Origin of the sequence: Paenarthrobacter sp. PPS72 (genome assembly GCF_048537125.1) — a bacterium.
GTDB classification, from domain to species: Bacteria; Actinomycetota; Actinomycetes; order Actinomycetales; family Micrococcaceae; genus Arthrobacter; species Arthrobacter nitroguajacolicus_E.
Genome location: NZ_JBLYIE010000026.1, coordinates 1 through 14,965 on the forward strand (window position 1 = coordinate 1; position 14,965 = coordinate 14,965).

The 14,965-nt window shown below is 61.0% G+C and carries 9 protein-coding genes; 1 reads left to right on the forward strand and 8 read right to left on the reverse strand.

Annotated elements, in window-relative coordinates; genetic code table 11:
* Positions 1 to 318: 318 nt before the first annotated feature.
* Genes ACLRGI_RS13305 through ACLRGI_RS13315 form a run of 3 tightly spaced genes read right to left on the reverse strand, consistent with a single transcriptional unit; the run spans position 319 to position 7,881 of the window.
* Positions 319 to 3,999: a 1,4-alpha-glucan branching enzyme gene (locus ACLRGI_RS13305; protein ID WP_419202121.1), complete on the reverse strand. Its 3,681-nt coding sequence runs from the start codon at positions 3,997 to 3,999 to the stop codon at positions 319 to 321.
* A gap of 1 nt (position 4,000) precedes the next feature.
* Entirely contained in the window at positions 4,001 to 5,797 is a 1,797-nt protein-coding gene (treS, locus tag ACLRGI_RS13310) for a maltose alpha-D-glucosyltransferase (RefSeq protein WP_419202122.1), read from the reverse strand.
* Complete coding sequence (locus ACLRGI_RS13315) at positions 5,797 to 7,881, reverse strand: alpha-1,4-glucan--maltose-1-phosphate maltosyltransferase (protein ID WP_419202201.1); 2,085 nt, start codon at positions 7,879 to 7,881, stop codon at positions 5,797 to 5,799. Before ACLRGI_RS13315 ends, treS begins: the two co-directional genes overlap by 1 nt.
* Before the next feature lie 125 nt (positions 7,882 to 8,006).
* Here ACLRGI_RS13315 and glgP point away from each other — a divergent pair, with 125 nt between their 5' ends.
* Positions 8,007 to 10,631 carry an alpha-glucan family phosphorylase gene (glgP, locus tag ACLRGI_RS13320; protein ID WP_419202123.1) on the forward strand — a complete coding sequence of 875 codons (2,625 nt, stop codon included), beginning with the start codon at positions 8,007 to 8,009 and terminating at the stop codon, positions 10,629 to 10,631.
* A gap of 129 nt (positions 10,632 to 10,760) precedes the next feature.
* Here the strand turns inward: glgP and ACLRGI_RS13325 are convergent, their stop codons facing one another.
* The 5 genes from ACLRGI_RS13325 to ACLRGI_RS13345 form a co-directional block, all read right to left on the reverse strand.
* Positions 10,761 to 11,123, reverse strand: coding sequence for an ABC transporter permease (locus tag ACLRGI_RS13325; protein ID WP_419202124.1), 363 nt, complete (start codon positions 11,121 to 11,123; stop codon positions 10,761 to 10,763).
* Positions 11,124 to 11,233: 110 nt separating this feature from the next.
* Complete coding sequence (locus tag ACLRGI_RS13330) at positions 11,234 to 12,715, reverse strand: ABC transporter ATP-binding protein/permease (protein ID WP_419202125.1); 1,482 nt, start codon at positions 12,713 to 12,715, stop codon at positions 11,234 to 11,236.
* 59 nt (positions 12,716 to 12,774) lie between these two features.
* Complete coding sequence (locus tag ACLRGI_RS13335; protein ID WP_419202126.1) at positions 12,775 to 13,485, reverse strand: efflux RND transporter periplasmic adaptor subunit; 711 nt, start codon at positions 13,483 to 13,485, stop codon at positions 12,775 to 12,777.
* Positions 13,442 to 13,981 carry a peptidoglycan-binding domain-containing protein gene (locus tag ACLRGI_RS13340; protein ID WP_419202127.1) on the reverse strand — a complete coding sequence of 180 codons (540 nt, stop codon included), beginning with the start codon at positions 13,979 to 13,981 and terminating at the stop codon, positions 13,442 to 13,444. The genes ACLRGI_RS13335 and ACLRGI_RS13340 overlap by 44 nt, the downstream gene beginning before the upstream one ends.
* Positions 13,978 to 14,874, reverse strand: a complete 897-nt coding sequence (locus tag ACLRGI_RS13345; protein ID WP_419202128.1) for a hypothetical protein — start codon at positions 14,872 to 14,874, stop codon at positions 13,978 to 13,980. Before ACLRGI_RS13345 ends, ACLRGI_RS13340 begins: the two co-directional genes overlap by 4 nt.
* Positions 14,875 to 14,965 lie beyond the last annotated feature (91 nt).

Consider the following 14,965-nt stretch of genomic DNA (forward strand, 5'->3'; position numbering starts at 1 on the left):
CACCCGGCACCACCAAACCCCCACAAGGGGCCTGGATCGCTCCGGAGCAACTTTTCAAAGTTACCGGCTGGATCTCTCTGAGTCAAATCGGCAAGCAGGACTTGATTTTTCCTTGCGGCATCTTGTCTGCTCGGCGATCTCCACTCGGGGACCAGCGCGGGTACTAACTATACCCCTACTTCGCAGAGATGGCAAAACCCGGTAGCGACACACCTCTCTTGCAGGCCCAAACCCCGGAAACACGGGGCGAACCGTCCCATGCAACGCAGCGAAGAGGGCCCGAAGCCAAGGCTCCGGACCCTCTTCGGACTGAAGAACCTACTCAGCCGGCGCGAACCAGGAAGCACCAAGCGGAGGAAGCGTGACGGTCAAGGCCGCAGGCTGGCCATCTGTCCCGGGCGTGGATGCCTTCAAGGCTCCGGCGTTGACAACTCCCGAGCCACCATACGATTCCGAGTCGGTGTTCAGGACTTCGGTCCACTCCCCTGCTGCCGGAACACCCAGGATGTAGTCCTTGTGCGGGCCGCCCGAGAAGTTCACTGCACAAACCAAGGGCTTGCCTTCCTGGTCCCAGCGGATGAAAGTCAGAACGTTGTGATCGGCATCTGCACCATTGATCCACTGGAAGCCGCCGGCTTCGTTGTCCCGCTGGTAAAGGGCAGGCGTGGACGTGTAGAGCTCATTGAGGTCCTTGACCAAGAGCTGCAGTCCGCGGTGTGCAGGGATATCGGCGAGGTACCAATCCAGTCCGTACTGCTCGGACCATTCTGCTTCCTGGCCAAACTCCGTACCCATGAAGATGAGCTGCTTCCCCGGGTGCGCCCACTGGTAGGCAAAGAATGCACGAAGGTTGGCCAACTGCTGCCAGCGGTCACCGGGCATCTTGCGCAACATGGAGCCTTTGCCATGCACTACCTCGTCATGGCTGATGGGCAGAAGGAAGTTCTCGGTGAAGGCGTAGACCATGGAGAACGTGATGGTGCCGTGGTGCCACTTGCGGTTGATGGGGTCTTCCGAAATGTACTTGAGCGAGTCGTGCATCCAGCCCATGTTCCACTTGAGCCCGAAGCCCAGCCCACCATGGTTGGTGGGCGCCGTGACACCCGGGAAAGCCGTGGATTCCTCGGCGATGATGATGGCGCCCGGGTGGGACTTGTAAACGGTTGCGTTGACTTCCTGCATGAAGGAAATAGCTTCGAGGTTTTCGCGGCCACCGAACTTGTTGGGCCTCCAGTGTCCTTCTTCACGGGAGTAGTCCAAGTAGATCATCGAAGCCACGGCATCCACGCGCAGGCCGTCGATGTGGAATTCCTCCAACCAGTACAGCGCGTTGGCCACCAGGAAGTTGCGGACCTCACTGCGCCCGAAGTCGAAGATCAGGGTTCCCCAGTCGGGGTGTTCGCCCAGGGCCGGGTCCGAGTGCTCGTAGAGCGGCTGGCCGTCGAACTGCGCCAGCGCCCAAGAGTCTTTGGGGAAGTGTGCCGGGACCCAGTCGAGGAGCACACCGATGCCGGCCTGGTGCAGTGAATCAACCAGGAACCGGAACTCGTCCGGGTGTCCGAAGCGCGAGGTCGGCGCAAAGTAGGACGTTACCTGGTAGCCCCACGAACCGCCGAAGGGGTGCTCCGCCACGGGCATGAACTCCACGTGGGAGAACCCAAGCCACTTCACGTAGTCCACCAGTTCCTTGGCGAGTTCCTTGTAGCCAAGGCCAAGGCGCCAGGAGCCCAGGTGGACTTCGTAAACGCTCATGGGTGAGTTGTGCGGGTCCTTCCGGGCGCGCTCAGTCATCCATTCTTCGTCCTTGAACCGGTAGCTGGCGTCCACCACACGCGAGGCGGTCAGCGGCGGAACTTCGGTCCCAAAGGCCAACGGGTCCGCCTTTTCAATCCAGTGACCAGCCTTCGTCAGGATCTCGTATTTGTAGCACGCCCCTGCTACAACGCCCGGGATGAAAAGTTCCCACACACCCGAGGAGCCGAGGGAACGCATTCCGTGGGAACGTCCGTCCCAGCCGTTGAAGTCGCCCTTCAGGCGCACGGCTTGGGCATTCGGGGCCCAGACGGCGAAGGAGACACCGTCCACATCACTCAATGCGGAGCGGTAGTGCTGGACGTGCGCGCCAAGGACATCCCAGAGGCGCTCGTGGCGGCCTTCGCCGATCAGGTGCAGGTCCACCTCACCCACGGTAGGCAGGTAGTGGTACGGGTCATCGATGGTGACGGGTTCGGCGTCGTACACCACTTCCAAACGGTAATCCGGCACGTGGCCGGCCTGCAGCGGTTCCAAGACCGCGGCCCAGATACCGTGGGCTTCATGGGTCATTTCCGTGCGCCCGGCTTCGGTCACCACAACCACGGACTTCGCGAGGTGTTTCACTGTTCGGATAGTGACGTGGCCATGATCGTCCAAGTGCGCGCCAAGGACTGAGTGTGGTGCGTGGTAAGCCGCGGCCGCCACGCGTTCCAAGGTCTCGGAGTCCACGTGCAGGGGAACTCGGGGCCGTTCGGTGCGTGCTGAGCCAGTCATGTCATTACCTTCCGCTGTAGCTGCCGCATGCTTGCCGCGGCTTGTGTTGTCGAGGATTCGTCGCGATGCGTTTACCGGTATCGACAGCCAGTCGGGCCGGTTCCGCAGCTCGTAAACAACCTCGTATAAGGCCTTGTCCAGCCACAATGCCACAAAGAGCGGCGAGCGGCGGTCTATGGTTCCCGGGGTGACTCGGCTGTAGCCCTCAAGGAACGCTGCAGCACAATCATCTACCCAGGTTTCGGGCACTCTGACGGCTGCCGCTACGTTTTCCCGCGTGGCGGCACCTGCTGCATAGTCGAAGGAGCGCAGCATGCCCGTGACATCCCGAAGGGGAAGATCAGGAGTATTCCGTTCGTCGATTGTCCGGAGCGGCTCGCCCTCGAAGTCGAGGATGGCCCACCGTCCCGGCTGCCCCTCCGCGCCGGGCACCAACAGGATCTGTCCCAGATGCAGGTCGCCATGGACACGTTGCAGCTGGCCCACGTCCCCGGGATCCAGGGCTGCCAGTAACTCCTCCAAATTGTCGTCATAGGGCCCGACGGCGGAGGAGGCTTCCGCCCAGGAGCCGCGGACGCGCCGGGCCACAGTCGCGATGATGTCCGGCCCCTGTTCCTGTCCGTCGTGGGTGCCGAACGTTTCTGCGAGCCTGGCGTGAACCGTGGCAGTAGCAGCGCCGAGCCCGCGCGCTTCCGCCGTGAAATCCTTGCCGGCTGCCGCTGCCTCTACCGCCAGGCGCCAGGCGTCCATCCCTCCGGCGAGGAATTCGTGGGCGACGGTCAGCTCACCGGTGGCCGTTGTGGAACCGTTCGACGCCGGCACGTCCCACGAGCCGGTAATCCAGCCGAGCGTCGCGGGAACCTCGCTGGTCCCCGCTGCCGTCAGGGCGGCACCAAGCTCCACTTCGGGGTTCTTGCCGGCGGCGAGCACGCGGAAGATTTTTAGGATCGCTGCGGAGTCGCCGTCGTCCACGATGACGGACGTGTTGGACTGCTCGCCGGACAAGACCTTTACGGAGGTGGGATTTTTCGGAAGCGCAACACGGCCACGCGTGAGGTGCCCCTGAGCACCGCCCGCAGTTCCTTGGGCAGCCAAGGTTGCTTCGCTGCGCATAAGGTCCATCCATGCGGTGACGAAGTCCGGGTCGAACACGGCGTCGTACACAAGCCGCAGCCCAAGATCAGGATCCGTTAACTCACCAAGCAACGCCGTGGGAGCCTCTGCCAGGGGCTGGCTCCGGTAACTCAAAGGAACCTGGACGACGTCGGTCCGTGAACCGCCGTCGACGGTTCTGTGGGTCACCGCGAACAGCACCACTTCCAGCCCGGCGTCCCCGCCGGTATCCGGCAGCCTGAAGCCGCCCACCTGCTCCAGGGCAAAGTCGGGGCTCTTGACCGGAAACCAGCGCTTGCCTGGCAGCCAGTTCCGGAGAAGTCCTTCAATGGAGGGGTTCAAGTTTTCCTTGCTCATCTCATCCTTTGGAGGTCACCACGGGAATCGCCTGGGTAAAAGGCGACGAGGGATTAGAAAATGCCGAGCGGACCCGCAGCCAATAGAAGCTGTGGCTGCCCAGCATCACGGTCAAGTGACCGTTATCGCCGACCGCCGGAAAAGGCTGGCCGCCGAAAATATCTCGCAGGCCACGGCCTGCAAACTCAGGAACGTCCAAGGTGGCCGCCACAGGGTGCTGGGAGAGGTTGAAGACGCACAGAATCGTCTCTGCGTCCTCCCCTTCCGTGTTGCCCGGCGGCAGTTCCCGCACGTAGGCCAGGACCACCTCATGGTCTGCCTCGATATGCCGGAAGCCGCCCAAGCCAAACACCGGGTGGTTCTTCCTGACGCTGAGGATCTGGCGGGTCCAGCGCAGCAGGGAACCCGAGTGTGCAGCCTCAGCCTCAACGTTGGCCATGCTGTAGTTGTAAACCAGCGACTGTATGACCGGAAGGTAGAGCTTGCCCGGATCTGCCCCGGAGAAACCTGCGTTGCGGTCCGGGTTCCACTGCATCGGGGTTCGGACGGCATCGCGGTCATCGAGCCAGATGTTGTCTCCCATGCCGATCTCGTCCCCGTAGTACAGGAAGGGGCTTCCCGGCAGCGACAGCAGCAACGCGTTGATGAGTTCGATCTCGGAGCGGGAGTTATCCAGCAGCGGAGCCAAACGTCGGCGGATACCGATGTTGGCCCGCATTCGGGGGTCCGGGGCGTACCAACCGAGCATGGCGGCACGTTCTTCCGCGGGCACCATCTCCAACGTCAATTCGTCGTGGTTCCTCAGGAAGGTCCCCCACTGCGCCCCCTTGGGGATCTCCGGGGTGTTCCGCAGGGTCTCGATGATCGGTGCAGCCTTCTGGTCCCGGAGGGCGTAGTACAGCCGCGGCATGATGGGGAAGTGGAAGGCCATGTGGCATTCCGGGGCTTCCTCGGTGCCGAAGTACTCCACCACTTCATGCGGAGGCTGGTTTGCCTCGGCAATGATCACCCTGCCGGGATAGTTGGAGTCCACCATCCGCCGGAGGTCCTGCAGGAAGGTGTGCGTGGCCGGCAGGTTCTCGCAGTTGGTGCCGTCCTCTTCGAACAGATAGGGAATGGCGTCCGCGCGGAAACCGTCGATGCCCTGGTCCAGCCAGAACCGGACCACGTCATAGAGGGCCTCGATCACCTTGGGGTTCTCGAAATTCAAGTCCGGCTGGTGGCTGAAAAAGCGGTGCCAGAAGAACTGCCGGCGGATGGGATCGAACGTCCAGTTGGATTCTTCGGTGTCAACGAAGATGATGCGCGCGTCCTGGTACTTCTCGTCCGTATCGCTCCACACATAGAAATCGCCGTAGGGACCCGTTGGATCCTTTCGCGACTCCTGGAACCACGGATGCTGGTCCGAGGTGTGGTTCAACGGGAGGTCGATGATCACCCGGACACCGCGGGCGTGGGCCTCGGCAACCAATCGCTTGAAATCGCTGATGGTGCCGAACTCATCCAGCACGGACGTGTAGTCGGCGATGTCATAACCGCCATCGCGCAACGGGGAATGGAAGAACGGCGGCAACCACAGGCAGTCGACACCGAGCCACTGGAGGTAATCCAGCTTCTCGATCAGTCCGTGGAAGTCGCCGGAACCATCCCCGTTGGCGTCCGCAAAGGCCCGCACCAGTACCTCATAGAAGACTGCCTTGCGGTACCAGTGCGGATCATGCTGGAGACCTGGGGCGCTCAACTCGAAGGTGTTCTTCGGAGTGAAGTACTGGCTGGGGTTCTGCGGAGAAAAACTCACTAAGGCTGCCTCCGGATGCTCAGGATGTGTGCGGGTTCAACATGGGCATCCAGCCGGACGTAGTTGTGCTCGCCCCATTCCCAGCTCTGGCCGCTGATCAGGTCGTCCACCCGGAACCGGCCGTCCTCGTTGAAGTCCGAGGGGTCCAGCTGCAGGGCCTCCAGGTTCAGGGACACGGTGCTTTCGCGGGTGCTGTGAGGATCCACGTTGACCACAATGATCAAGGTGTCCTTGGTGCCGTCCGGAAGCGTTTTGTGCTTGGAGTAGACGATGGTGGCGTCGTCTGTGCTGCTGTGCAGCGTCAGGTTCTGCAGATCGCCCAGGGCCAGGTGGTTCTTCCGGATGGTATTGAGCCGGGTGATGTACGGCGCCAAGGTGCGCCCTGACTCGGCCGCACCTTCCCAGTCCCTCGCCTTGTACTCGTACTTTTCGTTGTCGATGTACTCCTCGGCGCCCGGGCGGGCCACGTGCTCGTACAACTCATAGCCGGCGTAGACACCCCACAGCGGGCTTGCCGTAGCGGCCAAAACGGCCCGGATGCGGAACGCGGCCGGTCCTCCGTACTGCAGGTACTCGGTAAGGATGTCCGGAGTGTTCACGAAGAAGTTCGGCCGGAAGAATGCCGCTGTCTCGTGGCTGACCTCGTGGAAGTACTGCTCCAACTCGGTCTTGGTGTTCCGCCAGGTGAAGTAAGTGTAGGACTGCTGGAATCCTGCGCGGCCCAGAGCATGCATCATCGGCGGGCGTGTGAAGGCTTCCGCCAGGAAGACGACCTCGGGGTTCTTCTTGTTGATCTTGCCGATCAGCCATTCCCAGAACCACACAGGCTTGGTGTGGGGATTGTCCACGCGGAAAACCTTGACGCCGTGGCTGATCCACAGCTGCACGATCCGCAGGATTTCCTTGGAAAGTCCGGCCGGGTCATTGTCGAAGTTCAGGGGATAAATGTCCTGGTACTTCTTCGGCGGGTTCTCGGCGTAAGCAATGGAGCCGTCCACGCGGGTGGTGAACCATTCCGGGTTCGAGGTCACCCAGGGGTGGTCCGGGGCTGCCTGCAGGGCGAGGTCAAGGGCGACTTCGAGTCCCAACTCGTTGGCACGCGCCACGAACGCATCAAAGTCCTCAAACGTACCCAATTCAGGGTGGATGGCGTCATGTCCACCGTCCTTGGAACCAATGGCCCACGGCGAACCCGGATCCTGCGGACCCGGCGTCAAGGTGTTGTTGCGGCCCTTGCGGTGCTGGTAGCCGATCGGGTGGATGGGTGGCAGGTAGATGATGTCGAAGCCCATCTCCGCCACGGCGTCGAGCCTCTTGGCCGCTGTACGGAAGTTGCCCGAGGTCCACACACCGGTGGAGTGATCCAGCACGGCACCCTCTGAGCGGGGGAAGAACTCATACCAGGAGCCGCGGCCCGCGAGGTCGCGTTCCACCTGCAGCGGGAAACCTTCGGAAACGGTCACCAGTTCGCGGATCGGAACGCGCCCGACGGCGGCCAACACCTCCGGGCTGAAACCGGCGCCAAGGCGCTCCTCGGCTGTCTTGGTGGTGTCGGCCAGCACGACGGAAGCGGCACGCAGGGTGCGCTTCTCCGTAGCGCTGCGCCCGGCGTCGTCGGCTGCCTCGGCGAGGAGGGCAGCGCCCTCGGCGAGCATCAACTCCACGTCAATGCCGGCACCTACCTTGACCTCGGCGTTGTGGTGCCACGTGCCGTAGCGGTCATGCCAGGCCTCAATCACGAAGGACCAGGCACCGGTGCCGGTGGGCGTGATCAGGCCTTCCCAGCGGTCAAGGCCCTTCCACTGCTCCCCCTGGGCCGGGGTCAGGCGGACGCGCTGACGCTCCTTGCCCCTGGGATCGAGCAGCACAGCGGAGACGCCGAGCTGGTCATGGCCTTCACGGAAGACCGTGGCGCCGACAACGAGGTCCTCGCCCGGCAAGGCCTTCGCCGGGAAACGGCCACCCTCAACTACCGGCTGCACGGCCGTGATGGGGAACCGGCCGAAGCGAAGTCCCTCGGTGATGTCCGTAGTCGTCTTGGATTTCAGAGCTGTGATGGTTCGCGCGGTTTTCGTCACAACCACGACGTTAGCGACAAAAATCACAGAATGCTAAGCACACGACCTATCTCCTCGACGCAAGATGACTTTTACCTAAAAGAAACCCAATCCAGTTCCGGCTGCGATGTGAGTCCGTTAGTGTGGCGCTCGTGAAGGCTATTCGAAGGTTTACAGTCCGTACCGTCCTCCCCGAGCCCATCAGGCCCCTGGCCCGTTTGGCCACCAATTTGCGCTGGTCCTGGCACCGGCCCACACGGGAACTTTTTGCGAGCCTCAATCCGGCTCTCTGGGAGGAATCACAGCACGACCCCATAGCCCTGCTGGGATCGATCAGCCGCGAACAGTTGCAGGACCTGGCCAATGACGGCGAGCTGGTAAATCGTGTCCAGGACGCCGCAGCAGACCTGGACCGCTATCTCAGCGAACCACGCTGGTACCAAGGCCTCGGCGAAGACGCCCCGGCCTGCATCGCGTACTTCTCCCCCGAATTCGGCATCACTGAGGTTCTGCCCCAGTACTCCGGCGGCCTCGGCATACTCGCCGGCGACCACCTCAAAGCCGCCTCGGACCTCGGCGTGCCGCTGATCGGCGTCGGACTCCTGTACCAGGCCGGATACTTCAAGCAGTCGCTCTCCCGCGATGCCTGGCAGCAGGAAACCTACCCTGTTCTGGACCCCGACGGCCTGCCGCTGACGCTGCTCCGTCATCCGGCCAAGGACGGCGCCCAAGGCAAGCCGGTCCACATTTCCCTGCCGCTGCCCAACGGCCGCGAGCTCCACGCGCACGTGTGGCGTGCCGACGTCGGACGTGTTCCGCTGCTGCTGCTGGACTCCAACGTCCCCTCCAACGACGAAGCTGCGCGCGGCATCACCGACCGCCTGTACGGCGGTGGAGGCGACCACCGGCTCCAGCAGGAACTCCTCCTGGGCATGGGCGGGGTCAAAGCGCTGCGCGTCTACCAGGAGCTCACCGGCACACCAGCGCCGGAGGTGTTCCACACCAATGAGGGCCACGCAGGTTTCCTGGGGATCGAGCGCATCCAGGAAGCGATGTCCGATCCCAACGAGCCCCTCAGTTGGGACGAAGCCCTCGCCGCCGGCCGTGCGTCCACCGTCTTCACGACGCACACTCCCGTGCCCGCCGGCATTGACCGCTTCGAGACTGTGCAGATCAAGCACTTCTTCGAGGCCGGGCTGGCGCCTGCCGTGCCCACCGAACGGATCCTTGAACTCGGCCGCGAAAACTTCGACGGCGGCAACCCTTCCGTGTTCAACATGGCAGTGATGGGCTTGCGCCTGGCGCAGCGAGCCAACGGTGTGGCCAAGCTCCATGGCGTGGTGTCCCGCGAAATGTTCTCAGGCCTCTGGCCGGGGTTCGACCACGCCGAAATTCCCATCACCTCCGTTACCAACGGCGTCCACGTTCCTACATGGGTGGACCCCCGCATCTCGTCCCTGGCACGGACCCAGTTCGGCGCGGAAGCCGAAGCACTGGGACGCTGGGACCTGGCCTACAACGTCAGCGACGAAGACGTCTGGGCCCTCCGTCGCGACCTTCGCGCCCAACTCATCGAAGACGTTCGACGCCGGCTCCGGGCCTCCTGGAAGAAGCGCGGCGCTGCCGATGCTGAACTCGGCTGGACCGACTCCGTGCTGGACCCCGACGTCCTTACCATCGGATTCGCACGCCGTGTACCCACGTACAAGCGGCTCACGCTCATGCTGCGCGACCCCGCACGTTTGAAGGCCCTGCTGCTGGATCCCAAACACCCCATCCAGCTGGTCATCGCAGGCAAGTCGCACCCCGCAGACGATGCCGGCAAGAAAATGATCCAAGACCTGGTTAAGTTCACGGACGATCCCCAGGTCCGGCACAGGATCGTGTTCCTGCCCAACTACGACATCGCCATGGCACGGACTCTGTTCCCCGGCTGCGACGTTTGGCTCAACAACCCGCTCCGCCCGCTGGAAGCGTGCGGCACCTCCGGCATGAAGGCCGCCATCAACGGCTCGCTCAACCTCTCCGTCCTGGACGGTTGGTGGGACGAGATGTACGACGGCGAAAACGGCTGGGCAATCCCAACGGCCAACAACAACGCAACCTCCGAGGAACGCGACGACATCGAGGCCTCAGCTCTTTACGAGCTGCTGGAGACCCAGGTAGCACCGCGCTTCTATGGCACCACCGTGGCCCAAGGCGCCGGAGCAGCGGGCCCGTCCGAATCCAGCCGTGAAACCGTGCCCACCCACTGGGTGTCCATGATCAAGCACACCCTGGCTAACCTGGGTCCCGCCGTTTCGGCTGAACGCATGCTCCACGACTACGTCAACAACCTCTACTGCCCGGCCGCTGTGTCCGGGCGACGCGCCGTTGCCGAGTCCTTCAAGGAAGCCAAAGAACTCGCCGCCTGGACCACCAAGGTCCGGAATTCGTGGCCCGAGGTAGTGGTGGAGCACGTTGACTCCGTGGGCGTCTCCGAGGAACCCCAGGTAGGCGACTCGCTACAAGTGAACGCCTATGTGGCCCTCAACAACCTCACCCCGGACGACGTTTCCGTGGAAGTGGCCTTCGGCCGCGCCGAGGACTCCGACGAGCTCGAGGACATCGTGGTAGCCGAACTGGACTCCCTGGAAGACCTCGGCGGCGGACGCCACCTGTTCAGCGGCTCCCTGGTGATCAACCGCTCAGGGTCCTTCGGCTATACCGTCCGCGTGTTCCCGAAGCACTCCGCGCTGGCTTCCAAAGCTGAGCTGGGGTTGATCGCGAACGCCTAAGCCCGTTGTCCGCCCGTTGGGCGCATGAACGTTCCTGGCCCGCTGTTCCGTCGTTGTACAACGACGGAACAGCGGGCCAGCGACGTTGGCCTATCTCAGGGCAGCATGACTCCTTTTCACCCTCATTCTCTAGCCGCGAATGGCAATAGCGGGATCTTTACGACTGGCGACCCATGCAGGGTATATGGCGCTTAGAATGCCGGTGGCCGCCCCGAGGAAGAGTCCAACCAGCCAAAGCTCTGGGGGCAACACGGGCGGCCAGGTCTGGATCCAAGAGACACAAAGCGTGGTCAAGTTTCCGATAATGCCGCCGAGTGAACCTGCTGTAATTCCCACGATTAAGCCCTCCAAGATAAAGGAGCGGCAAATTAGCCATCGACTTGAACCGATCGCTCGTCGCAGCGCTATCTCCTCCGATCGGTTCTGAACGGTCAGGTACATCGCGGACGCCGCCGTGATGACAGCCAGGAGCATCAGGACAAGGGATAGCAATGCGATGAGTGACCCTAGATCATTTGAGACACCCTGCCTGATCGACTGAATATCGGCCGTGACGTCTACTCTTGCCTGCCCTGGGTCGCTCGGCGAGTATGCCAGCGGAGCTACTCGCGCGATCGCAGCGGGGAGCCCTTTTCGGTTCGAACTTGAATTTTTAGTTCTGCTCTGGAGACAGCACTCATGACACTGGCATCCACGAATACGGAGTTAGTGTACTCAGGAAAATTTGAGCCGGGGTCGAATACGCCAACAACCGATACAAGTCGGTCATCGATCCAAATGCTCGCCCCTGCCGACGGTCCGGTTTGCTTGCTGTACGGGACGTCGAGCGCAATTGCTGCCTTGGTCGAGACTACAGCGAGAGGACCCGCTCCTGAATCGCCGAGGGCACTTCGGCTGTTGTGGGGAATTAGCTGCATTTCGAAGTCATTGAAGTAGGTCTTCGAGGAGGAATGAAGTGACAAAGGTGTTTCGGGTTCCAGGTCGGTGGGTCCAACTCGCGTAATACGTACGTCTGCCGGTACAGCTGAGTACACATAGGATGCGCCAACTACATGAGGAAGGTTGGCGATTCGATCTACCCCGGAACGAAGTCCATCGAAATCGTCTCGAAGCACAGCAGGTCCGCCTCCGACGGAGATGGACAGCCGATCCTGTGACGCGATTGCCAGCCGATTATTTATGGCATTCGAAGTGGTCGAACTGATGCCAAGGGCACCCGTCATCCCGCCAATAGCAATCGCGAATGCGGTGATAAGAAGCATCGTTCGGAGAGCACGGGCGGAGAGGGCGGTAAATGCATCGCCCCAATCATCCAGTAGGGAGCGCGCGATGCGGGATACCCAAGTCTGCTGGCTTGATGCATCGGGAGCCTCTGGGGCGGACGGGACCATAAGATTCCGTCTTATTTGAGAATTGTCCCGGACATCACGGCTGATTCGACCGTCCCGGATTTCAATCTGGCGATCTGTTTGATTCGCCACATCCAAATCGTGGGTGATGATGATCACTGTGACGCCTCCGGAGTTGAGCTTCCGAAGGTATTCGATGACCCGACTGCTGTTGTTGGAATCAAGATTGCCTGTCGGTTCGTCGGCAAGGATGATCTGCGGGTGCGTCGCAATCGCTCGTGCTATGGCAAGTCGTTGTCGCTCACCGCCTGAGAGGAGCTTCGCTTGGACCTTGCGCTTATGCACCAGCCCAACGAACTCCAGCGCCTCCAAGGCAGCTACGGCCCGTTCATCCATCGGCACGCCTTGGACACGCAATCCGATTGCTGCGTTACTGATCACACTGTCGTCACCGATGACGTTCGCGGACTGGAAAACGAACCCAATCCGATGTAGCCGCACCGTGTCATGGCTTCGTTCCGATGCGGTTTCGACGGCTTGCCCACGAATAGCGACACTCCCCGAGCTTGCTCTATCCAACAAGCCCATGATGTTCAAAAGTGTCGATTTCCCAGAGCCGGAAGGGCCCACAATGGAAACGAACTCACCGCACTCAATAGCCAGTGAGACGTCCAATAGAGCCGGGGCCTCGGCGCCGGGAAAGGTGCGGGAAACTCTCTGCAGGCTGATGGCCAATGCGTCATCTGAGTCCGTAGATTCCGCTGTACCAGCTAGTCGCTTAGATCGTAGAACCGTCACGATATTTGGACCTCGTCTCCTTGGGCGAGGTCGCCGGAGACTGCGGCGAAACCTCCCCCTGACCGAAGAACCGTAACAGGGACACGCGTAGCAGACACCTTCGAAGCTCTATCGTCCGGCGAGCTTCTAAGAACGTAGGTCCCTTCGGCATCCTGTCGAATGCCAGATATCGGTACAGCGAGGGCCTGCTCCGCAGTACCCTGGCCAGCCACAGTGACGCTTAGGTTGGGAGTCAATAGGGCAAGATCTGCCTTGTTCGTAGGCTCCACCATCACGGCATGTCCCGCACGCTGGCCATTCCCCACATCCGTGAATGGGCCTACTGAAGTTATCCGTCCCGTCACTAGCTTCTCAACGACCCTGACAGAGACTTCCTGCCCAGTCTTGAGGAATCCAGCCTGCTGGACCTCAGCGATGAACTCGACGAAGTTGTCTTCGGCCTGGAACCTGGCGAGAGGGCTTTCGGCCGTAACCTTCTGCCCTACCTCCAGAGAGGAGACGACGGTCGTACTGGCGACGGGGAGGACTAACAGTTGCCTGAACGGGATCGTCACCTCAGGGTTTTTCGAGTCGTCTAGTGCAGGGGATTCGGGTGTAGCACCAGGTTCGACCTGATGATTTTTCATGGCAGTTTTTCTTCCGCTGCTCAAGGTGAATCCCTCGCTAGCAAAGAACGAGGATGCAGCTTCCATGGTTGCGCTGTCCATGCGACCAGTTTCGTAGGAGATACCCCACCCGCATCAGCGCCCGTTGCAAAGCCGAGACGTCATCTCCCTCATCGCCTAGTGAGAGATCACGATACAACGGGAGCGGACCTGGCAGCACGAAATAGGGCTTGCCAGAGACTACACCAGCCAGATCGCCCCACTTTAGCGCCTCCCCAGCCTGAAGTGTCTGCCGCACGACAATCGGTTCTTGTCCCTCCAGATCGATCTGGATTGGCACTGCCGGGCCGGATTTTATAACTCCGGAGAATGCAAGACGGTCATCGACGATGCGGTTCTCAACCTTTGCATAGACCGGGACGTCAGCCATCGAGTCCTCTGGCCGAATGATCTCTGAACGACCAAAGATTCCTCCAGCCAGCAAGCCCACTCCGGCGGACATGGCTGCGGTGACTGCCAACAGGACGACAAGCCACCGTCGCGAGATTCGAGATAAGCCGACGGCTGCCGCCCCCTGCCGAGGTTGTTTATGGATCACTGCGTCTCTTTCAAGAACTTCTGAGCGACGTCCACGTACTTCTGGCTCTTCTTCTTGAGTTCAGTAAGAACTGCCTCGTTCTGTCTGATGAGGGGCAGCTGGTAGCTTGCCTGAATATCACCAAGCGTTTGGGTTAGCCGGACTTTTTGATTGCATTCGGCCTCAACCGTAGCGATTCGGATGCCCTCGGCGGTATCCGATGTCGACGGGTTTTGCTGATCTGCCCTCATCTGCAGGTCGAAGGACTGCTGGCTCGACCACTTGGCTTTATCGGCGTCCCGCCCCGGCGTCAAGCCTGCCGCTGAGATGCACTTGTCCCAGCTGTCCTTGGCATCCTTCCAAGCATCAGTTTCTGATGCCATGCTGAGGCTTTTCAACGCGATCTCAGCCGCTGCCCCGCCATTCATCAGATCGTCGGGGGGAGTGATTTCTTCGATCCTGCTCTTTTCGCTGGCGAGACACTTATATCGGGTGTCCCCCCACTCGCCTGCCTCATCATGCTTCTGGTTCGATGGACCATCTTCTCCGATAAGCCGGAAGCCGTGCTGCCTCACACGGTCGACGTTCCATACCCCGAAGTTCCGATTTTCCGCCTTTGGATAAGCTGCATTCGGATCATCTATGAAGCCAAATTTCTTCATGCATGTAGTCATGATGACTTCTCTCGCAAGGAGAATTTGCGAGCGATCACTAGCCGAAATTCTATATACATCAACTGGGAAAATTATCAGGGAGTTCTCATAATCCAGCTTCACTTTCCCAGATGGATCCGGCGTGATTGATGCATCCGGAGTTCCGGAACAAGATGAGATAGCCAGGGCTACGCCTATGGCAAGAGCGGGAGCGATGTAGCTATTCCAGCGTGCCCGTCGTTCAGGAATTCTTTTCGACACTTTTCGCGTCCAATCTCTTTTTGTGCCTCGATTGGGTACCCGGGCCTGCCCCGGAAAGCAACTTTGACCTGCCGAAACTTTAGTCGGCAGG